This window comes from Falsirhodobacter xinxiangensis, assembly GCF_004959935.1.
Lineage (GTDB): Bacteria > Pseudomonadota > Alphaproteobacteria > Rhodobacterales > Rhodobacteraceae > Falsirhodobacter > Falsirhodobacter xinxiangensis.
Genome location: NZ_SMYN01000001.1, coordinates 203,327 through 222,815, shown reverse-complemented (window position 1 = coordinate 222,815; position 19,489 = coordinate 203,327). Strand labels below are relative to the sequence as shown.

Below are 19,489 nucleotides of genomic sequence, written 5' to 3'. Positions count from 1 at the left end.
CGGGCCTAGTTGGGGCCGCGCGGCCCGATTGTCAAAGGGCGGAAAGGATCGCGCGTGCCTTGGCGCAATCGGCGTCCATCTGCGCGATCAGCGCAGGCAGCCCGTCGAAGCGCAATTCGGGGCGCAGATACTCGACGAAGGCGATGGACAGGTGATGGCCGTAAAGGTCGCCCTTGAAGTCCATCAGGTGCGTTTCAAGGTTCGGAAGGTTTTCCCCGAACATCGGCCGCACGCCAAGGCTGGCCGCGCCCATATAGCTTCCGGCTTGCGGCCCGGTCAGAACATCGACCTTGACGGCGTAAACGCCAAGCTTCGGCAGATGAAGTCCTGCAACCGACATGTTCGCGGTTGGATAGCCGAGTTCGCGCCCGCGTTTCTCGCCATGGATGACCTCGCCCTCGATCCGGTGCCAGTGGCCCAGCATGGCGCTCGCGCGGCGCATGTCGCCGGTCGCCAGCGCGGCGCGGATGGCGGTGGACGAAATCTCCTGCCCGCCTTGCGCGATCAGGCCCGCGACGGTGACGGTGAAGCCGTGGTGCGGGGCCATGTCCTTCAACAGTGCCACATCGCCCATCCGTGCCCGGCCAAAGCGAAAATCGGCCCCGACCACGAGATGCCGGATGCCCAGACCGCCCGCCAGAACCTCGGTCACGAAGTCTTCGGCCGACAGACCCGCCAGCGCGGCGTCGAAGGGCAGTTCATAAAGCCGTTCGACCCCGATCTTGGCCAGACGATTCGCCCGCGCCTCGGGGTTCATCAGGCGAAAGGGCGGGGCGTCGGGGGCGAAGAACTCGCGCGGGTGCGGTTCGAACGTGACGATGCCCAGTGGGGCATCCGTGCGGGCAAGGTCGATCACCGCGCGGTGGCCCAGATGGACGCCGTCGAAATTGCCCATCGCGACCGAGGCGCCTTTGTCCGCCGCCCCAAGCCCTTGCCAGTTCCGGTATATCTGCATCGTCACAGCCTCGCGTCCGCGCCCCCCGTATCGCCTACGGGGGGGCGGGTTGCAAGATCAGCGCAGGAACCCGACCGAGAAGGTGGGCGTCAGCGTCTGTTCGATTAGCCATTTCTCCAGCAGGGTCGCGTCCGGGTTCGACGTGTCGTCGCCGAAATGCTTCGCCGCAAGCCCCGAGGTGATGAACAGCGAATCCAGCCCCTCGGACACGCCGCCCTGGATGTCGGTCAGGATGCCGTCGCCGATGCACAGGATTTCGGCATCGGTCACCGTCTTGTCGATCAGATGCAGACGGCGGCGGGCAAGATCGTAGATCGGGGCGTGGGGCTTGCCGAAGTAAAGGCTGGTGCCCCCGATCCGGTCATAGGCCTGCGCGATGGCCCCGGCGCAATAGATGCGCTTGTCGCCCAGATCCACCTCGATATCGGGGTTGGCGCAAAGCAGCTTCATCCCACGCGATTTGGCGAAGGCCAGCGTTTCGGCGTAATCCTCGGGCGTTTCCACCAGATCGTTGAACGGGCCGGTGCAGACGATGCCTTCGGCCTGTTCCAGCGGAACGCGGTTGATCGGCTCGTGCTTCAGCGCGGCCAGATCGGCGGACAGGTCGCTGAAGAACGGCTCGTCCTTGTCCGCGCCGATGAAATAGACGTTCTGACCCACCGCCCCGGTGATCAGCGCATATTGCGCCGCATCGCCCGAGGAGACGACATCATCCCACGCATCGTCCGGCACCTGAAGACGGGCAAGCTGCGCGACGATGCTGGGTTTCGGGCGCGGAGCGTTGGTGACCAGCACCACGACGCCGCCCTTGGCGCGGAACGCCTGCAGCGCGGCCACTGCGGCGGGATGCGCGCGCACCCCGTCATGCAGGCAGCCCCAAAGATCGCAGAACACTGCGCGGTAGCTGTGCGAAATCTCGGCCAGCGAGGATACGATGCGGGTCATCAGAGCTTCAGCGCCGGGATGATCTGCTTCTTGCGGCTCATCACGCCCGGCAGGACCACGGTGTCGCCGGTGACGGTCGCATCGAAGCTGCGTTCGGCGATCCGCTTCACCAGATCGTTCGGGACCAGCAGGGTCGCTTCTTCCTTCAGGATGTCGATGACGAACAGCAGCACCTGCTCGGCCCCGTCCTGCGCGGCAACGCCCGGCATCGCTGCGATCAGCGCGTCCTTGCGGGCCAGAAGCTGCGCGGGCGAGGTCGTCTCCAGAACGGAAATGCGCAGGTCATGCCCATCGACGGTGTATTCCTTGCTGTCCATCCGCAGCAGCGCCGCCTCGTCGAAGGCCGATACGTCGGATTTCGCGGCGAACATCTCGGCCGCGTATTCGGGGATGTCGATGCCCAGATTGTCGGCCAGCGCCTCGGCCACCTTGCGGTCATGGGCGGTGGTGGTGGGGCTGCGGAATTCCAGCGTGTCGGACAGGATGCAGGACAGCATCAGGCCCTTGATGTTGTTCGGCGCCGTGCGCAGCGCGCCGCCCATCAGATCGTGCATGATGGTCGCGGTGCAGGCCAGCGGACGGATGGTGATGTCGATCGGCGTCTTGGTGGACAGCCCGCCGACCAGCAGGTGGTGATCGATGATCGACACGATTTTCGCGTTGCCGATGGTGTCGGGAAGTTCCGCCGGGTTGTTGGTATCGACGATGGCGACCTTGTCGCCGTCTTCCAGCGCGGTCAGGATTTCGGGCTGTTTCTGGCCCCAGCGGTTCAGCACGAAGGCAGCTTCGGTATTGGGCTCCCCCAGCAGATAGGGCGTTGCTGCGGTGCCGCGAACCTCGGACAGATACCAGGCCCATGCGATGGCCGACGCGGTGCTGTCCGTGTCGGGCGACTTGTGGCCGAAAACCTTGATCATACGAAATACCCTGCAATTTGGCGTCGGGCCGCTTTATAGGCGAGGGGGCCGTCAATGTCACGCCCAGCCCATGCATCCAGCGCATGACGGGATTGTGTCATTCTGCGTTGCGGCAAGGGGGGTGATGCCCCATCTTCCCTCTTGTCGAATGGATCGACAGTTCAGAGAGACGAAAATGCAAACGCTGACCGCCAAAACCGCCCCCGCCACCACTGGCCTGTTCGATGCGATCGCATCGTTCTTCGGGATTTTCGGCGCTGCCATCAAAGCAAGCGCTGCCGTTGAAAATGGCCGGACCCCCAAGGCTGCCGACCTGCGCACGCTGGGGATCGACCCGAAAGCCTTCGCCCGCGCCTGATCTCAGGGGAGCGGACTGATTTCGAAGCCCCGTTCCCGCAGCAGGTTCAACACGCCGTCATGGCCCGCAAGGTGCAGCGCGCCGAAAGCCGCAAGCACCGGGCCATGTTCCGCAGCCGCCTCGATCACCGGTATCCAGGCGCGGTTGCGTTCGACCATCAGGACATGCTCCATCTGCGCAAATTCGGCATCCGCCCGCGCAGTGTCGTAGCCGGGCATGTCTGCGGCGGAAAGCCGCATGAATTCCCACATCTGCCGCGCGTCACCTGCGAAATACGAATCCGCCAGCGTGACGGCGTAATCTGCCGACTGCTTTTCCATCGGCAGGGTCATGCGGATCATGTCCAGCTGCTCCTCTGGCGGCATTTCCGCGAACAGACCCAGCACGGTATCCCACGGCTCCAGCGCCGCGATGGGGGTGCCTGCCCGCTTTGCCAGCGCGATGATGCGCTTGTCGAAGCCAAAGGTCGCGTCCGCGCCCGACTGGCAGGGCGGGATCGACAGCATCATCGACAGATACCAAGGCTGGAATTTCGCCGCCATGAAGGGCGGGATGCCCCTTGCGCTGACGGCGGCGCCGAGCGCCGACCAATCTTCTTCCGACAGCTGCTCGGGGATCGTCGGCCCGTCGGTGATTGTCACCAGCGCCGGATTTTCTCCCATATGTTTCAAAAGCTGCGCTTCCTCGTCCGGGCCCGCTTCGACGAGCACGGTGGCGGCATCGGCGACCGTGGCCTGGAGTGCGGCGGCTTCGACATCCAGACGAGGATCGTTCATGTGATAGGTGCCGACGATGGTCAGCCGTTCATCGCCGCGCACCGCCAGCCATCGGTTGCCGCTGGCGAAAGGCTGCGCTGCCACCGCTGCGTCCAGTTCGGCGCGACGCTCGCCGGGCAGGGTGTCGATGAGGTTCCTGCCATTGCATTCGGCGAATGCGGGCGTGGCAAGGGCGAGCGAGAGGAGCAATGCGCGGATCATGCACCCTTGGTTGCATGCGGCATCGTCATGACCAAGTGATCTTTCCGTATCATACCCGTTGACAGCCAAAATCCCCCTGCCTATCTGTTTTGCCATTAGCACTCAGACGACCCGAGTGCTAACGAGCTTCAACCTGGAACCTGAGGGAAATCCCAGATGGCATTCAAACCGCTGCATGACCGTGTCCTGGTCCGTCGCCTGGAAGGCGAAGAGAAGACCAAGGGCGGCCTGATCATCCCCGACACCGCGAAAGAAAAGCCCGCCGAGGGCGAGATCATCGCCGTGGGCGAGGGCGCACGCAAGGATTCGGGCGAGCTGATCGCTCCCGCCGTCAAAACCGGCGACCGCATCCTGTTCGGCAAATGGTCGGGCACCGAAGTCACGGTGGACGGTCAGGACCTGCTGATCATGAAGGAAAGCGACATTCTCGGCATCATCGCCTGAGATCTGCGCTTTTAACCCAATAGACATTCAGGAGCACTGAAATGGCAGCCAAGGACGTCAAGTTCAACACCGATGCCCGCGAGCGTATGCTGCGCGGCGTCAACACGCTTGCTGACGCAGTCAAAGTGACGCTCGGCCCGAAAGGCCGCAACGTCGTGATCGAGAAATCCTTCGGCGCACCGCGCATCACGAAGGACGGTGTCTCGGTCGCGAAAGAGATCGAGCTTTCGGACAAGTTCGAGAACATGGGCGCGCAGCTCGTGAAAGAAGTCGCGTCGCGCACCAATGACGAAGCTGGCGATGGCACCACGACCGCGACCGTTCTGGCGCAGGCGATCATCAAAGAAGGCCTGAAGTCGGTTGCGGCTGGCCTGAACCCGATGGACCTGAAGCGCGGTATCGACCTTGCCACCGGCAAAGTCGTCGAAGCGATCAAGGCAGCGTCGCGCCCCGTGAACGACTCGGCTGAAGTTGCACAAGTCGGCACCATCTCGGCCAACGGCGAAGCCGAAATCGGCCGTCAGATCGCTGACGCGATGCAGAAGGTCGGCAACGAGGGTGTCATCACCGTCGAAGAGAACAAAGGCCTCGAGACCGAGACCGAAGTCGTCGAAGGTATGCAGTTCGACCGCGGTTACCTGTCGCCCTACTTCGTGACCAACCCCGACAAGATGGTTGCCGAACTGGAAGACGCGCTGATCCTGCTGCACGAGAAGAAACTCTCGTCGCTGCAACCGATGGTTCCGCTGCTGGAATCGGTGATCCAGTCGCAGAAGCCGCTGATCATCGTGGCCGAAGACGTCGAAGGCGAGGCTCTGGCCACGCTGGTCGTCAACAAGCTGCGCGGCGGTCTGAAGATCGCAGCCGTCAAGGCTCCGGGCTTCGGCGATCGCCGCAAGGCCATGCTGCAGGACATCGCGATCCTGACCGGCGGTCAGGTCATCTCGGACGATCTGGGCATGAAGCTGGAGAACGTCACGATCGACATGCTTGGCCGCGCCAAGAAAGTGTCCATCACCAAGGACAACACCACGATCGTCGACGGCGCTGGCGACAAGGCTGAAATCGCAGCCCGCGTGTCGCAGATCCGCGCGCAGATCGAGGAAACCACCTCGGACTACGATCGCGAGAAGCTGCAGGAACGTGTTGCCAAGCTGGCTGGCGGCGTTGCCGTCATCCGCGTCGGCGGTGCGACCGAAGTCGAAGTGAAAGAGCGTAAGGACCGCGTCGATGACGCCCTGAACGCAACCCGCGCTGCTGTCCAGGAAGGCGTCGTCGTCGGTGGCGGTGTCGCTCTGGTTCAGGCTGCCAAAGCGCTGACCGATCTGAAAGGCGCGAACGCCGATCAGGACGTCGGTATCGCGATCATCCGTCGCGCGCTGGAAGCACCGCTGCGTCAGATCTCGGAAAACTCCGGCGTCGATGGCGCTGTGGTTGCTGGCAAAGTCCGCGAGTCGACCTCGACCGCGTTCGGCTTCAACGCCCAGACCGAGGAATATGGCGACATGTTCTCGTTCGGCGTGATCGACCCGGCGAAAGTCGTCCGCACCGCGCTGGAAAACGCGGCTTCGGTGGCATCGCTGCTGATCACGACCGAAGCGATGATCGCCGACAAGCCCGAGCCCAAAGGCGCTCCGGCAGGCGGCGGCATGCCCGACATGGGCGGCATGATGTAAGATCGATCGGGCGGCCTTCGGGCCGCCCTTTCTTTTTGCGCGGCTTTCCGCCGATGCAATTTGCGGTTGTTGCGTGGATTTCCGCCGACACGTAGCACTTTCGGGACCGCAACAAACCCGAGACATCCATGCTTCGCCATATCGCCGCGCTGACCCTGACCCTTGGCCTTGCGGCATGCGGAGGGGGACGCGAAGATGTCACCCGCGCCCAGGCATCCACCGGACAGGGCGAGGTTGCGCGGATGGTGGACGATTACGCCGACCGTTACGGCGTTCCGCGCACCTTGGCGCACCGGGTCGTGAAACGCGAAAGCACCTACAATCCGCAGGCCCGCAACGGCTCCTATTACGGGCTGATGCAGATACACCCTGCCACGGCCAAGACGATGGGCTTCCGGGGGGAGCCGTCGGAACTGCTGAATGCGGAAACCAACCTCGAATATGCGATGAAATATCTGCGCGGGGCGTGGCTGGTTTCGGACGGGAATCAGGACAGTGCCGTAGGCTGGTACAGCCGCGGCTACTATTACGAGGCCAAGAAACGCGGGCTGTTGCAGCAGACCGGGCTGAAGTCCTGATCGGCGACGCTGCGGTCCGCGTCCTGTTCATGGGCGCGGCGCTTTGGTTCTTGCTGATGCTGCGGCGCAAGCGGCTGCCGCGTTTGCGTTGGCTGGACGCGGTGGGTGCCTTGGGGCTTGCCCTGCATATGCTGACGATGCGCTGGAATCCTGCGGTCCTTGCGGCGACCTGGGCCGTTCTGCCTCTGGCGCGGGTGGTCGTGCGGGACTATCCGCCGCGCGCCGCGATCCTGCCGCTGGCGGTGCTGGCGCTTGCACTCGTCTCGCCGATGGCGGCTCTGTCGGGCATCGGGCTTGGCGTGTTTCTGGTCATGGCCCGGCGCGGGGCCGATCCGCTAGGGCGCGGCACGGGGCAGGCGCTCTTGTGTCTGCCGCCCGCCTTTGCATGGCTCGTCGCCCATCCGCCGGCGCAGGACTGGCAGCCCATCGCGCTGGGCGTCGCCTCGGCGCTGGCCTTTGCATCCTTCTTGGCGCTTCAGCGCAGGATCGGCTCCAGCGGGTCATAGAGGATGCCTTCGCCCCAAGCCGCCTCGGGCAGGCTGTCGGGCTTGAAGCGCAGATCGGCCAGATGCGAGCGGGTGAACCAGCGGCGCTGTGTGACGACGCCCTCGGGGTCGCGCCACGTTTCCGACAGTTCGCCCGACCGGACGGTGCAGCGGAAATAGATGTCGACCTGATGGAAGCCGATATCGGGATCGTGAAATTCATTGACCAGCGCCGGATCGCCCACCGCTATCACCAGGCCGGTTTCCTCGTGGACTTCGCGGATCAGGTTGTCGGGCAGCGAGGTGTTGGCGTGGACGCCGCCCCCGGGCGCGCACCACAGGTCCGACTGCCCCTCGGGCCAGGCATTGACCAGAAGCAGGCGGCGGTCCGCATCAAGGATCAGCGCACGGACGGCAAGGCGGGCGGGGCGTGGTTTCATGCCCCGCAGGGTGCGCGGGGATGCGGGCCGTGTCCAGACTTACTTCTGTTCCAGCGCGTCCAGACGCGCCTTTAGAACCTCGTTCTCCTCGCGCGCTTTCAGGGCCATGGCGCGGACGGCCTCGAACTCCTCACGCGTGACGAAATCGCGGTCGGCCAGCCAGCGGTCGATCATGCCGCGAAACGCGGTTTCCGCCTCGGTCCGGGCGCCTTGGGCCACGCCCATCGCGTTGGTCATCAGCTGCGACATGTCGTCGAGGAACTTGTTGCGACCCTGCATGGCATCTCCTTTGGCGGCTGGGCCTTATATGGCCGCAGGGGCCAAGGTTGACAAGTGCGCGGCGCGGGCGGAAAACCCCCGCGATCACCCAAGGAGACGTCATGAGCTATATCCCCTTCCCGGACATCTCTCCCGACATCTTCTCGGTCGATGTATTCGGCTTCACGCTGGCGCTGCGTTGGTATGCGCTGGCCTATATCGCGGGGCTGCTGATCGGCTGGCAGATCGTGCTTCGGCTGATCCGCTGCACCGCGCTTTGGCCGCAGGGCATCGCCCCGATGAGCGCCGAGCAGGTAGAACGTCTGCTGACATGGGTGATCCTTGGCGTGGTGATCGGCGGGCGGCTGGGCTTCGTGCTGTTCTATCAGCCCGCCTATTTCGCCGCGAATCCGGGGCAGATCCTTCAGGTGTGGACCGGGGGCATGTCCTTCCACGGCGGCTTCATCGGCACGCTGGTCGCGGCGTGGATCTTCTGCGCGCGCGAAGGGATCGTGAAACTGTCGGCGGCGGATCTGCTGGCGGCGGCGACCCCTCCGGGGCTTTTGCTGGGGCGGATGGCGAACTTCATCAACGCCGAATTGTGGGGCCGACCGACCGATGTGCCGTGGGGCGTGGCCTTTCCGGGCGAGGCGGCGCAGTCCTGCGCGATGGCAGTGGGCGAGGTTTGTGCGCGCCACCCTTCGCAGCTGTATGAAGGGCTGCTGGAAGGGCTGCTTCTGGGCATTCTGATCTTCGTGCTGATCCGGCGCGGCTGGCTCGGGCGGCCCGGTGCGATCGCGGGTGTGTTCTTCGCCGGCTATGGCGCGGCGCGGTTCTTCGTCGAATTCTTCCGCCAGCCGGATCACCAGTTCGTCTCGCCCGGCAACCCGCTTGGGCTTGCATGGCATGTCGGCGGATGGGGGCTGACGCAGGGGCAGGCACTGTCGCTGCCGATGATCGCGGTGGGGCTGTGGTTCGTGCTGCGGGCGCGTCGGGCGTGACGCCGCTGGGCGATCTGCTGGCGCGGCGCATCGCGCAGACGGGGCCCATCACGGTCGCCGACTTCATGGCCGAATGCCTGCTGCATCCCGAGCACGGCTATTACTCCACCCGCGAGCCGTTCGGTGCGGCGGGCGATTTCACCACCGCGCCGGAGATCAGCCAGATGTTCGGCGAGCTCATAGGCCTGTCGCTGGCCCAGCACTGGCTGGAGGCGGGCGGGCGGTTCACGCTGGCCGAGTTGGGTCCGGGGCGGGGGACGCTGATGGCAGACGTCCTGCGCGCGACGCGGGGGGTGCCGGGGTTTCACGGGGCGGCGGATGTCGTGCTGGTGGAGGCGAGCGCGCGGCTGGCCGCGGTGCAGGCGCAGGCGGTGCCGGTGGCGCGGCATGTGGCCGCGGTGCAGGATCTGCCGGACGGGGCGCTTTATCTGATCGCGAACGAATTCTTCGACGCGCTGCCGATCCGCCAGTTCGTCCGCGACGTGGCTGGCTGGCGCGAGCGGATGGTGGGGCCGGGGCTGGCCTTCGGCCTGTCCACGCCGATGCAGCTTGCGGCGTTGGAGCATCGGCTGGCGGATACGCGCCCCGGCGACATGGTCGAGATTTGCCCAATGGCAGACGGGATCATGGCCGAGGTCGCCCGCCGCGTGGCGCAAGGGGGCGCTGCGATCATCGTCGATTACGGCGGCTGGCATTCGCTGGGCGATACGCTTCAGGCGATGCGGCATCACGCCTTCGCGGACCCGCTGGCCGAACCGGGTCTGGCCGACCTGACCGCCCATGTCGATTTCGAGGCGCTGGCCAAGGCTGCCCCGCGCCACGCCTTCACCACGCAGGGCGAGCTTCTGACGCGGCTTGGCATCGGCGCGCGCGCCGAAAGGCTGGCAAGGGGGTTGACGGGGGCCGCCCTTGAAAGCCACCTTGCGGCCTATCGGCGCCTGACAGATGCAGACCAGATGGGAACGCTGTTCAAGGCGCTGGCCGTGACTGGGCCCAACGCCAAACTGCCGCCGGGATTCGCATGACGCTGGAAATCATCACTTCGCCCCTTTTGCGCCCGGTGCGGCACGGATTCTTCACCCGCAAGGGGGGCGCCTCCTCGGGGATATTCCATGGGTTGAATTGCGGCCCCGGCAGCAGCGATCAGGCCGAGGTGGTCGCCATCAACATCGGCCGCGTGGCCGAGGCGATGGGGGTGGACGGTCTTGCCACGCTGAACCAGGTGCATTCGGCGGATGTGGTCGTGCTGGATGCGGTGCCGGCGGAACGTCCGCGCGCCGATGCGATGGTGACGAAGGTGCCGGGCCTCGGGCTGGGCATCCTGACCGCCGATTGCCAGCCCGTGCTGCTGGCCGACCCCGAGGCGGGCGTGATCGGCGCGGCCCATGCGGGGTGGAAAGGTGCCATCGGCGGCGTGTTGGAAGCTACGGTGGAAGCGATGCGCGGGCTTGGCGCTGCCAACATCCGCGCGGTGATCGGCCCGACCATCAGCCAGCGCGCCTATCAGGTCGGGCCCGAGATGCTGGATGCGTTCATGGCCGAGGATCCGGATTATTCGCGGTTCTTCGCGCAGGGGCAGGGCGACCGGCTCATGTTCGATCTGCCGTCCTTTGGCCTGTCGCGGCTGCGCGCGGCGGGGGCGGAGGCGGAGTGGACCGGCCATTGCACCTATTCGGACCCCGAACGCTTCTTTTCCTATCGCCGCACGACCCATGCCGCCGAGGCGGATTACGGCCGCCTGATCTCGGTCATCAGGCTGTAAAGGGAACGCCCGGTTCGTCCTTGGCGCAGCGGATCACGAGGCTGGTCTTCACGCTGGCCACATTCGCCGCCGAGGTCAGCTTTTCCGTCAGGAAGGTCTGGAAGGTCGAAAGATCGGGGGCGACGCATTTCAGGATGAAGTCGATCTCGCCGTTCAGCATGTGGCATTCGCGGACCAGTGGCAGGCTGCGGCAATGTTCCTCGAAGGCGGACAGGTCCTTTTCCGCCTGCGACTGAAGGCGGACCATGGCAAAGACGTGAACCTCGAACCCCAGCTCGCGCGGGTTGATGTCGGCGTGATAGCCGCGGATGAAGCCTTCTTCCTCCAGCGCGCGAACGCGGCGCAGGCAGGGCGGGGCGGAAATTCCGACGCGGCGCGCAAGTTCCACGTTGGTGATCCTGCCGTCGGCCTGAAGCTCGGCAAGGATATGTCTGTCGATGGGATCGAGTTTCGATCCGGCCATGCGTTGCTCCGTCATGATGCGCAAGAAAATGTCGCCTGCGCGCAATATTCGAGTCGATGCTTTATCCCACGCACCGCCCCCCGGCAACCGCCGCGTCGGGGGTTTCCGCGCGGCGCGTTGGCGCATATATCGGGGGCCGACAGGAAAGGGCATATCCATGGGCGACACGCGGCACAGCAAGGTTCTGATCATCGGCTCGGGGCCTGCGGGCTATACCGCCGCCGTCTATTCTGCCCGCGCGATGCTGGAGCCCGTGCTGGTGCAGGGCCTGCAACCGGGCGGGCAGCTGACCATCACGACCGAGGTCGAGAACTGGCCGGGGGATAGCCACGTGCAGGGCCCCGACCTGATGGTGCGGATGGAGGAACACGCCCGCAAGATGGGTGCGGATATCGTGTTCGACTATATCTCGTCGCTTGATCTGTCGGTGCGGCCCTTCGTCGCCAAAGCCGACAGCGGCACGACCTTCACGGCGGATGCGGTGATCCTTGCGACCGGCGCACAGGCGAAATGGCTGGGCCTGCCGTCCGAGGAGAAGTTCAAGGGCTTCGGCGTGTCGGCCTGCGCGACCTGCGACGGATTCTTCTATCGCGGCAAGGAAGTGGTCGTGATCGGCGGCGGCAACACCGCGGTCGAGGAGGCGCTGTTCCTGACCAATTTCGCGACCAAGGTGACGCTGATCCACCGCCGCGACAGCCTGCGCGCGGAAAAGATCATGCAGGAACGCCTGTTCGCCAACCCCAAGGTCGAGGTGCTGTGGCACCACACGGTCGAGGAGGTTCTGGGCGATCAGGGCGTGACGGGCGTTCGGGCGGTCGATGTGCGCGACGGCAAGGAAACCGTGGTCCCCTGCGACGGCTTCTTCGTCGCCATCGGTCATTCGCCTGCCTCGGAACTGGTCAAGGACCAGCTGGAAACGCATTCGGGCGGCTATGTGAAGGTGGAGCCGGGCAGCACGCGCACGTCGATTCCGGGCGTCTTTGCTGCGGGCGATCTGACCGACCACATCTATCGTCAGGCGGTGACCAGCGCCGGGATGGGCTGCATGGCGGCTCTGGATGCCGAACGCTGGCTGGCCGGGATCGAATAAGCGGATCGCGCGCCCCGAGGGGCGCGCCTTTCAGTGCACGTTCACCGGCGCGAGGTCGTTCTGGAGCGCCAGCGCAAAGGCCATGCTGCGTTCCTTGACGATCGCAAGCTGTTCCCCATCGGCGCGGTGTAGGGCATAGAGCGTCTCCAGCCCCTCGGCCTGCTCCTGCACTTCCTCGGGCAAGTCGGCTACCGCGACGGCGCGGACATAGACCAGCTTGTCGGCGGGTTGGTCATGGGTGATCTGCATGATGCTCTCCTTTACTGGCGCGTGGTGCGGATCGGGATGGTCTGCACGATGGCGTCCGGCACGCTGCGGCGCAGGTCGATGTGCAAAAGCCCGTGTTCCAGTTCGGCACCGGCGACATCGACCCCCTCGGCCAGCACGAAGCTGCGTTGGAAGGCCCGTCCGGCGATGCCGCGATGCAGGAACACCCTCGCTTCGGTCTCGTCAGCCTGGCGGCCACGGATCACAAGCTGCCGATCCTCGACCGTGATGGCGAGGTCTTCGTCGCGGAACCCCGCGACGGCCAGCGTGATACGATAGGCATTCTCGGCCACCGCCTCGATGTTGAAGGGCGGATACCCTTCCGAAGATTTGGCAGTCCGTTCGACCAGCCGTTCAAGCTGTTCGAACCCAAGAAGGTGGGGATGCGCCCCGAAGCTCAGTTTCGTCATTCCGCTTGCCCTTGCGTGAAGCGACAAATCGCGCGGGCCCCGATTGTCGGGCACCCTTCGTCGAATATGGTGCGCAGCTTACCGCACCGCAAGGCTTGCGGAATTTCTGTGCGTTACGATGCGCGATCGGATATGATGTGAAAAAGCCAGCCCTGAATCGTGCCAGAGATGAACGCCCCATCCGAACTGAACCCCGAAGACATGCTGCGGATAAGGGTCGAGGTGCTGCGCCGCGAACACCGCGATCTGGACGATGCGATCCACGCGCTTGAGGGGTCCACGTCCGACCCCCTGACCCTGCGACGGCTGAAGAAGCAGAAGCTGGCGCTGAAGGACCGGATCGTCGCGATCGAGGATCAGCTTATCCCCGACATCATCGCCTGACCTTGCCCCTGCGCCGCGCGCCGCTATGATGCGGCGCTTCTAGCCAAGGAGGCCTGAAATGAGCGTGGATGTCGGGATCATCATGGGAAGCCAGTCCGACTGGCCGACGATGCGGGAAGCCGCGACGATCCTTGATGAACTTGGCATCACCTGGGAGGCGAAGATCGTGTCCGCCCACCGCACGCCGGACCGTCTTTGGACCTATGGCAAGGAAGCGGCGGGCCGGGTGAAGGTCATCATCGCGGGGGCGGGGGGCGCGGCCCATCTGCCGGGGATGATGGCGTCCAAGACCCGCGTTCCGGTGATCGGCGTTCCGGTCCAGACCAAGGCGCTGTCGGGCGTGGACAGCCTTTATTCCATCGTGCAGATGCCCAAGGGCTTTCCCGTGGCGACCATGGCCATCGGCGCGGCTGGCGCCGCGAATGCCGGGCTGATGGCCGCCGGGATGCTGGCGATTTCCGATACCGCGCTGGGCGCGCGTCTGGACGCATGGCGCGACGCCCTTTCCGCATCCATCCCCGAGGAGCCGCAGGATGACTGAAACGATCGGTATTCTTGGCGGCGGCCAGCTTGGGCGGATGCTGTCGGTCGCGGCCAGCCGTCTGGGCTTTCGCACGCATGTCTATGAGCCTGCCGCGAATCCTCCGGCGGCGGATGTGGCCCATGCGCTGACGACCGCGCCTTACGAGGACGAGGCGGCGCTGCGGGCCTTTGCCGCGTCGGTCGATGTCATCACCTATGAGTTCGAGAATGTCCCGACCTCGGCGCTGGATCTTCTGGAATCGCTGAAGCCGATCCGGCCGAATCGCAAGGCGCTTGCGACCTCGCAGGATCGGGTGGCCGAGAAGGAGTTCCTGACCGGGCTGGGCCTGTCCGTCGCGCCGTGGCACCCGGTCGCGTCGGCCGAGGATATGGCGGCGGCGGTCAAGGCCGTCGGCGCGCGGTCGATCCTGAAGACCGCGCGGTTCGGCTATGACGGCAAGGGGCAGGCGCGGCTGCGGATTGCCGAAGATGCAGGCCCGGCCTGGGAAGCGATGAAGGGGGCGCCTTCGGTTCTGGAGGGGTTCGTCGACTTCACGCACGAGGTGTCTGTGATCGCGGCGCGGGGGCTGGACGGGTCGGTCGCGGCCTATGATCCGGGCGAGAACGTTCACAAGGACGGCATTCTGGCGACCACGACCGTTCCGGCGCGGTTGACGGCGAGCCAACGCTCGGACGCGGTGCTGATCGCGGCGCGCATCCTGAACGCGCTGGATTATGTCGGCGTCATGGGGGTGGAGTTGTTCGTCACCACGCGCGGGCTGCTGGTGAACGAGATCGCGCCGCGAGTCCACAATTCGGGGCACTGGACGCAGAACGGCTGCGCGGTGGATCAGTTCGAGCAGCACATTCGCGCGGTGGTCGGCTGGCCGCTGGGCGACGGGTCGCGCCATTCGGACGTGGTGATGGAGAATCTGATCGGCGACGACATGCTGCGGGTGCCCGACATCGCGCGCGAGAAGAACGCGGCGATCCATCTGTATGGCAAGGCCGAGGCGCGACCGGGCCGCAAGATGGGCCACGTGAACCGGGTGGCGGTCCGCTGACTGCGTGATTAGGTTCATGGGCAAAGGAGATGCCCATGAACCCGCTGCTTTCCGACTGGTCCTTCCCGCCGTTCGATGCGATCCGCGACGAGGATTTCGCCCCCGCCTTCGATACCGCATTGGCTGAGGCGCGCGCGAACATCGCCGCGATCGCCGCCAACCCCGAAGCACCGAGTTTTGCCAACACGATCGAGGCGCTGGAAGGGGCCGAGGCTGCCTTGGATAAGGTGGCGGGCGTCTTCTATCCGCTGTCGGGGGCCGAATCGACTACCGCGCGCGAGGCGTTGCAGCGCGAACTTGCGCCGAAGATGTCGGCCTTTTCGTCCGAGATCATCAACAACCGCGCCCTGTTCGCGCGGATCGACGCGCTGACGGATGACGGTCTGACGCCGGAACAGGCGCGGGTGCTGTATCTTTACAAACAGATGTTCGTGCGGTCGGGCGCGCGGCTGGAGGGGGCCGAGGCGGAGCGGCTGACGGCGGTGAAGTCGCGCCTGTCGGTGCTGGGGACCGAGTTCAGCCAGAACCTTCTGGCCGAAGAGCGTGGCTGGTCCCGTGCGCTGTCCGCCGAGGATATGGAAGGGCTGCCGGATTTCGTCGTCGATGCCGCCAAGGCCGCCGCCGAGGAGCGGGGGCAGGAGGGGCATCTTCTGACGCTGAACCGGTCCTTGATCGTGCCGTTCCTGCAATTCTCGCCGCGTCGGGAATTGCGGCGCGTGGCCTATGAGGCATGGGTGGCGCGCGGGGCGAATGGAAACGAGCACGACAACCGCGCCATTGCCGCCGAAACGCTGGCCTTGCGCGAGGAGCGGGCGAAGCTGCTGGGATACGCCAGCTTTGCCGATTACAAGCTGGAGCCGGAGATGGCGAAGACGCCCGCCGCCGTGCGGGATTTGCTGATGCGGGTGTGGGAGCCGGCCAAGGTGAAGGCGCTGGAGGATGCCGAGGTTCTGGCGCGGATGATGCATGCGGACGGCATCAATGGTGATCTGGAGCCATGGGACTGGCGCTATTATTCCGAGAAACGCCGGGTGGCCGAGCATGATCTGGATGAGGCTGCGCTGAAGCCGTATCTGTCTCTGGATGCGATGATCGAGGCGTCGTTCGACGTGGCTAACCGGCTGTTCGGGCTGGAGTTTCCGCCTCTTGACGTGCCGGTCTATCACCCCGATGTGCGGGTGTGGCAGGTGACGCGGGGGGGCAAGCCGCTGGCAGTGTTCGTGGGCGATTACTTTGCGCGCGGGTCCAAGCGGTCGGGGGCTTGGTGCACGGCGATCCGCTCGCAGAAGGCGGAGGTGACGCCGATCGTGATGAACGTGTGCAACTTTGCCAAGGGCAGTCCTTCGCTGCTGTCCTATGATGATGCGCGGACGCTGTTCCATGAATTCGGCCATGCGCTGCACCAGATGCTGTCGGATGTGACCTATGGGTTCATCTCGGGGACCAGCGTGGCGCGGGACTTCGTGGAACTGCCGAGCCAGCTTTATGAGCACTGGCTGGAGGTGCCAGAGGTGCTTGAGAAGCACGCGCGGCATTACCGCACGGGCGAGCCGATGCCGAAGGCGATGATGGAGCGGCTGCTGGCGGCGCTGACCTATGATCAGGGATTCTCGACGGTGGAGTTTCTGGGTTCGGCGCTTGTCGATCTGGCGTTCCATGACGGGGCAGCGCCTGCCGATCCGATGGCGAAGCAGGCCGAGGTGCTGGCGGGGCTGGGGATGCCGAAGGCGATCCGGATGCGGCACGCGACGCCGCATTTCAGCCATGTCTTCTCGGGCGACGGGTATTCATCGGGCTACTACAGCTACATGTGGTCCGAGGTGATGGATGCGGATGCGTTCGCGGCGTTCGAGGAGGCGGGGGATTATTTCGATCCTGCGGTGGCGGCAAAGCTGGAGGAGCATATCCTGTCGGCGGGCGGCAGCCGCGACGCGGAGGAGTTGTATGTTGCGTTCCGCGGGCGGATGCCGGGGGTCGAGGCAATGCTGAAAGGGAGGGGACTGGATGCATAGGCCCGCGATTTCCTTCACCTATTGCACGCAGTGCAACTGGATGCTGCGGACGGCGTGGATGGCGCAGGAATTGCTGTCGTCGTTCGGGCAGGATCTGGGGTCCGTCACGCTGGTGCCGGGGACGGGTGGCATCTTCGAGGTGATGGTGGATGGCGAACTGGTCTGGGAGCGGAAACGCGATGGCGGGTTCCCGGACAGCAAGCAGTTGAAGCAGATCGTGCGGGATCGGGTCTGGCCCGAGCGCGATCTGGGGCATGTGGACCGATAGGGAGGGGCGGGCGGCGGGGGCATCGAACCCCCGCCGCCCGCGCTGCCGCGCGCCTTATTCGCCGCGGGGGAAACGCTTGGATTCCTCGAGGATGTTCAGGTCCATGTGGTTGCGCATATATTGCTCGGACGCGCGTTTCAGGGGCTGATAGTCCCACGGGTAGTAGCCGCCCTGACGCAGCGCCTCATAGACTACCCAGCGGCGGGCCTGGCTTTCCCGGACCTGCGCGTCGAAGCTGGCGAGGTTCCAGCGTTTGTCGGCCATCTGACGGAACTTGGCGAGGATGGGCGCGGCATCGGGGTCGGTGGCGCGGTTTGTGCGTTCCTGCGGGTCGGTGGAAAGGTCGTAGAGCTGCTCGGGGTCGAGATCGCAGCGGATGTATTTCCACGTGCCGTCGCGCAGGGCGACGAGGGGGGCGAAGCTGCCCTCGGCGGCATATTCCATCGGGACGGGGTCGCGTTTGGTTCCGGCCGCGACGGGCAGCAGGGATGTGCCGTCGGTCCAAGGCATCACCTCCTCCATCGAGATGCCGGCGAGATCGCAGAGCGTGGGGGTGACGTCGATGGTGGACGCGGGCGTGTCGATGCGCTGCGGGGCGAGATCGGGAGCGGCGATCATCAGCGGAACGCGGGCGGAGCCTTCGAAGAAGTTCATCTTGAACCACAGGCCCCGCTCGCCCAGCATGTCGCCGTGGTCGGAGGTGAAGACGATGATCGCTTCCTGCCGGGTGACTTCCAGCGTGGCGAGGATCTCGCCGATCTTGTCGTCGATATAGCTGATATTGGCGAAGTATCCGCGGCGGGCGCGGCGGATCATGTCGGGCGTGATCTCGGTCGCCGTGTAGTCGCAGGCGTCCATGAGGCGCTGCGAATGGGGGTCCATGTCGTCATAGGGGATCGCCTCGGGCGGTTCGGTCTGGGGGCAATCCTCATAGAGGTCCCAGTATTTCCGGCGGGCGACGTAGGGGTCGTGCGGGTGGGTGAAGCTGACCGTCAGGCACCATGGGCGCGGATCGGCGCCGCGCGACAGGTCGTAGAGCTTCTGGACGGCCTTGTGCGCAAGGTCGTCGTCGTATTCCAGCTGGTTGGTGATTTCCGCCACGCCCGCGCCCGAGACGGAGCCTAGGTTGTGATACCACCAGTCGATCCGCTCGCCCGGTTTGCGGTAGTCGGGGGTCCAGCCGAAATCGGCGGGATAGATGTCGGTGGTCAGACGCTCCTCCAGCCCGTGGAGCTGGTCGGGGCCGACGAAGTGCATCTTGCCCGACAGGGTCGTCTGATAGCCCGCGCGGCGAAGGTGGTGGGCATAGGTCGGAATGTCCGAGGCGAATTCGGCTGCGTTGTCATAGACGCGGGTGCGCGAGGGAAGCTGGCCCGACATGAAGGATGCGCGGGCGGGGGCGCAGAGGGGCGAGCCGGTATAGGTATTGGCGAAACGCACTGACCGCGCGGCCAGCTTCTTCAGGTTCGGGGCGTGCAGGAAATCCGCGGGGCCGTCAGGAAAGAAGGTGCCGTTGAGTTGGTCGACCATCAGGATCAGGATATTCGGGCGCGTCATGTCGACCTTTCAGCATCTGGGTTTTGCGGGGAATAATCTTCTCCGCCCGGCGACATGCTGTTTCGCATACGACACCTGAAACGAAAAGAGCGGCCCCGAAGGACCGCCCAATCCACTGCGATGACCTGAAAATCAGGCGATCGAGATGTTCGTCGCGGCTTCGCGACCGTCGCGGCTCGACTCGATGTCGAAGGTGACGGCTTGGCCGTCAGCCAGCGAACGGATGCCTGCGCGCTCCAGAGCCGAGATGTGGACGAACACGTCCTTCTTGCCGCCTTCCGGGGCGATGAAGCCGAAGCCTTTGGTTGCGTTGAACCATTTCACGGTGCCCTTGGCCATCGTGTGTCTCCTTTATGTGCCGCCCGCAGGATTGCGGCGACCCGGCTCGGTCAGTTCAAGATCGGAAGCTGCGGCCGATAGGGACAGGTTCGATAGGAATAACGTCGCACCGGAACGGTAGCGGAACGTCGGGCCTCGCGCAAGGCGCGTTTCTAGATGCGTCCCAGAAGCAGGAGAATCACCACGACGACCAGCACCAGACCGATCCCGCTGGATGGGAAATAGCCCCAGCTTCGGGAATGGTTCCAGTTCGGCAGCACGGCGACAAGTGCCAATATCAGAAGGACGATAAGGACGGTCGAAGCGGTCATGGTTTC

The 19,489-nt window shown here is 65.0% G+C and carries 26 protein-coding genes; 14 read left to right on the top strand and 12 right to left on the bottom strand.

Going from position 1 to position 19,489, the window contains the following annotated elements:
* Window positions 1-31: 31 nt before the first annotated feature.
* Genes E2K76_RS01155 through E2K76_RS01145 form a run of 3 tightly spaced genes read right to left on the bottom strand, consistent with a single transcriptional unit; the run spans window position 32 to window position 2,817 of the window.
* Window positions 32-955, bottom strand: a complete 924-nt coding sequence (locus E2K76_RS01155) for a bifunctional riboflavin kinase/FAD synthetase (RefSeq protein ID WP_136682430.1) — start codon at window positions 953-955, stop codon at window positions 32-34.
* 57 nt (window positions 956-1,012) lie between these two features.
* Window positions 1,013-1,900, bottom strand: a complete 888-nt coding sequence (locus E2K76_RS01150; RefSeq protein ID WP_136682429.1) for a TIGR01459 family HAD-type hydrolase — start codon at window positions 1,898-1,900, stop codon at window positions 1,013-1,015.
* Entirely contained in the window at window positions 1,900-2,817 is a 918-nt protein-coding gene (locus tag E2K76_RS01145) for a manganese-dependent inorganic pyrophosphatase (protein ID WP_136682428.1), read from the bottom strand. Before E2K76_RS01145 ends, E2K76_RS01150 begins: the two co-directional genes overlap by 1 nt.
* 124 nt (window positions 2,818-2,941) lie before the next feature.
* On the opposite strand from E2K76_RS01145, the gene E2K76_RS01140 reads away from it, so the two are divergent.
* Window positions 2,942-3,175, top strand: coding sequence for a hypothetical protein (locus E2K76_RS01140; RefSeq protein WP_136682427.1), 234 nt, complete (start codon window positions 2,942-2,944; stop codon window positions 3,173-3,175).
* A gap of 2 nt (window positions 3,176-3,177) precedes the next feature.
* On the opposite strand, the gene E2K76_RS01135 is transcribed toward E2K76_RS01140, so the two are convergent.
* Window positions 3,178-4,152 carry a TraB/GumN family protein gene (locus tag E2K76_RS01135; RefSeq protein WP_136682426.1) on the bottom strand — a complete coding sequence of 325 codons (975 nt, stop codon included), beginning with the start codon at window positions 4,150-4,152 and terminating at the stop codon, window positions 3,178-3,180.
* 156 nt (window positions 4,153-4,308) lie between these two features.
* Between E2K76_RS01135 and groES the strand changes: the two genes are divergently transcribed.
* The 4 genes from groES to E2K76_RS01115 all read left to right on the top strand — a co-directional run bounded on the left by groES (window position 4,309) and on the right by E2K76_RS01115 (window position 7,356).
* On the top strand, window positions 4,309-4,596 hold the full coding sequence (groES, locus tag E2K76_RS01130; RefSeq protein ID WP_136682425.1) for a co-chaperone GroES: 288 nt from the start codon (window positions 4,309-4,311) through the stop codon (window positions 4,594-4,596).
* Between the two features lie 41 nt (window positions 4,597-4,637).
* Complete coding sequence (gene groL, locus E2K76_RS01125) at window positions 4,638-6,272, top strand: chaperonin GroEL (protein ID WP_136682424.1); 1,635 nt, start codon at window positions 4,638-4,640, stop codon at window positions 6,270-6,272.
* A 128-nt stretch (window positions 6,273-6,400) separates the two neighbouring features.
* The gene (locus E2K76_RS01120; protein WP_136682423.1) at window positions 6,401-6,850 is read left to right on the top strand and encodes a lytic transglycosylase domain-containing protein; all 450 of its coding nucleotides are present in this window, start codon (window positions 6,401-6,403) and stop codon (window positions 6,848-6,850) included.
* 56 nt (window positions 6,851-6,906) lie between these two features.
* Window positions 6,907-7,356 (top strand): hypothetical protein, encoded by a 450-nt coding sequence (locus tag E2K76_RS01115; protein WP_136682422.1) that lies wholly within the window; start codon window positions 6,907-6,909, stop codon window positions 7,354-7,356.
* On the opposite strand, the gene E2K76_RS01110 is transcribed toward E2K76_RS01115, so the two are convergent.
* Both E2K76_RS01110 and E2K76_RS01105 read right to left on the bottom strand, forming a co-directional pair.
* Complete coding sequence (locus E2K76_RS01110; RefSeq protein WP_136682421.1) at window positions 7,326-7,775, bottom strand: NUDIX domain-containing protein; 450 nt, start codon at window positions 7,773-7,775, stop codon at window positions 7,326-7,328. The two genes, E2K76_RS01115 and E2K76_RS01110, sit on opposite strands and share 31 nt — an antisense overlap.
* A gap of 39 nt (window positions 7,776-7,814) precedes the next feature.
* A complete protein-coding gene (locus tag E2K76_RS01105) occupies window positions 7,815-8,054 on the bottom strand; it encodes an accessory factor UbiK family protein (RefSeq protein ID WP_136682420.1) in 240 nt (79 codons plus the stop codon).
* 101 nt (window positions 8,055-8,155) lie between these two features.
* Between E2K76_RS01105 and lgt the strand changes: the two genes are divergently transcribed.
* Genes lgt through pgeF form a run of 3 tightly spaced genes read left to right on the top strand, consistent with a single transcriptional unit; the run spans window position 8,156 to window position 10,796 of the window.
* On the top strand, window positions 8,156-9,034 hold the full coding sequence (lgt, locus tag E2K76_RS01100; RefSeq protein ID WP_136682419.1) for a prolipoprotein diacylglyceryl transferase: 879 nt from the start codon (window positions 8,156-8,158) through the stop codon (window positions 9,032-9,034).
* Window positions 9,031-10,059 carry a class I SAM-dependent methyltransferase gene (locus tag E2K76_RS01095; protein ID WP_136682620.1) on the top strand — a complete coding sequence of 343 codons (1,029 nt, stop codon included), beginning with the start codon at window positions 9,031-9,033 and terminating at the stop codon, window positions 10,057-10,059. The genes lgt and E2K76_RS01095 overlap by 4 nt, the downstream gene beginning before the upstream one ends.
* Window positions 10,056-10,796: a peptidoglycan editing factor PgeF gene (gene pgeF, locus E2K76_RS01090; RefSeq protein WP_136682418.1), complete on the top strand. Its 741-nt coding sequence runs from the start codon at window positions 10,056-10,058 to the stop codon at window positions 10,794-10,796. The genes E2K76_RS01095 and pgeF overlap by 4 nt, the downstream gene beginning before the upstream one ends.
* Here pgeF and E2K76_RS01085 read toward each other — a convergent pair.
* Window positions 10,786-11,259 carry an Lrp/AsnC family transcriptional regulator gene (locus E2K76_RS01085; protein ID WP_136682417.1) on the bottom strand — a complete coding sequence of 158 codons (474 nt, stop codon included), beginning with the start codon at window positions 11,257-11,259 and terminating at the stop codon, window positions 10,786-10,788. The two genes, pgeF and E2K76_RS01085, sit on opposite strands and share 11 nt — an antisense overlap.
* Window positions 11,260-11,416: 157 nt before the next feature.
* Here E2K76_RS01085 and trxB point away from each other — a divergent pair, with 157 nt between their 5' ends.
* The gene (gene trxB / locus E2K76_RS01080; RefSeq protein ID WP_136682416.1) at window positions 11,417-12,349 is read left to right on the top strand and encodes a thioredoxin-disulfide reductase; all 933 of its coding nucleotides are present in this window, start codon (window positions 11,417-11,419) and stop codon (window positions 12,347-12,349) included.
* Window positions 12,350-12,379: 30 nt separating this feature from the next.
* Here trxB and E2K76_RS01075 read toward each other — a convergent pair whose 3' ends face one another.
* Both E2K76_RS01075 and E2K76_RS01070 read right to left on the bottom strand, forming a co-directional pair.
* A complete protein-coding gene (locus E2K76_RS01075; RefSeq protein WP_136682415.1) occupies window positions 12,380-12,598 on the bottom strand; it encodes a DUF1150 family protein in 219 nt (72 codons plus the stop codon).
* Window positions 12,599-12,609: 11 nt separating this feature from the next.
* Window positions 12,610-13,026: an Hsp20 family protein gene (locus E2K76_RS01070; RefSeq protein WP_136682414.1), complete on the bottom strand. Its 417-nt coding sequence runs from the start codon at window positions 13,024-13,026 to the stop codon at window positions 12,610-12,612.
* A gap of 168 nt (window positions 13,027-13,194) precedes the next feature.
* Here E2K76_RS01070 and E2K76_RS01065 point away from each other — a divergent pair, with 168 nt between their 5' ends.
* Genes E2K76_RS01065 through E2K76_RS01045 form a run of 5 tightly spaced genes read left to right on the top strand, consistent with a single transcriptional unit; the run spans window position 13,195 to window position 17,276 of the window.
* Window positions 13,195-13,410 (top strand): YdcH family protein, encoded by a 216-nt coding sequence (locus tag E2K76_RS01065; protein ID WP_136682413.1) that lies wholly within the window; start codon window positions 13,195-13,197, stop codon window positions 13,408-13,410.
* Window positions 13,411-13,468: 58 nt separating this feature from the next.
* A complete protein-coding gene (purE, locus tag E2K76_RS01060) occupies window positions 13,469-13,951 on the top strand; it encodes a 5-(carboxyamino)imidazole ribonucleotide mutase (RefSeq protein ID WP_136682412.1) in 483 nt (160 codons plus the stop codon).
* Entirely contained in the window at window positions 13,944-14,996 is a 1,053-nt protein-coding gene (locus tag E2K76_RS01055) for a 5-(carboxyamino)imidazole ribonucleotide synthase (protein ID WP_136682411.1), read from the top strand. The genes purE and E2K76_RS01055 overlap by 8 nt, the downstream gene beginning before the upstream one ends.
* Before the next feature lie 35 nt (window positions 14,997-15,031).
* Window positions 15,032-17,008 (top strand): M3 family metallopeptidase, encoded by a 1,977-nt coding sequence (locus tag E2K76_RS01050; RefSeq protein ID WP_394343921.1) that lies wholly within the window; start codon window positions 15,032-15,034, stop codon window positions 17,006-17,008.
* Window positions 17,001-17,276, top strand: a complete 276-nt coding sequence (locus tag E2K76_RS01045; protein ID WP_136682409.1) for a SelT/SelW/SelH family protein — start codon at window positions 17,001-17,003, stop codon at window positions 17,274-17,276. Before E2K76_RS01050 ends, E2K76_RS01045 begins: the two co-directional genes overlap by 8 nt.
* A gap of 54 nt (window positions 17,277-17,330) precedes the next feature.
* Here E2K76_RS01045 and betC read toward each other — a convergent pair whose 3' ends face one another.
* From betC to E2K76_RS01030, 3 genes are all read right to left on the bottom strand, one after another.
* Window positions 17,331-18,833, bottom strand: coding sequence for a choline-sulfatase (gene betC / locus E2K76_RS01040; protein WP_136682408.1), 1,503 nt, complete (start codon window positions 18,831-18,833; stop codon window positions 17,331-17,333).
* Window positions 18,834-18,965: 132 nt separating this feature from the next.
* The gene (locus E2K76_RS01035) at window positions 18,966-19,172 is read right to left on the bottom strand and encodes a cold-shock protein (RefSeq protein WP_136682407.1); all 207 of its coding nucleotides are present in this window, start codon (window positions 19,170-19,172) and stop codon (window positions 18,966-18,968) included.
* A 152-nt stretch (window positions 19,173-19,324) separates the two neighbouring features.
* Window positions 19,325-19,483, bottom strand: coding sequence for a DUF3309 family protein (locus E2K76_RS01030; protein WP_136682406.1), 159 nt, complete (start codon window positions 19,481-19,483; stop codon window positions 19,325-19,327).
* Window positions 19,484-19,489 lie beyond the last annotated feature (6 nt).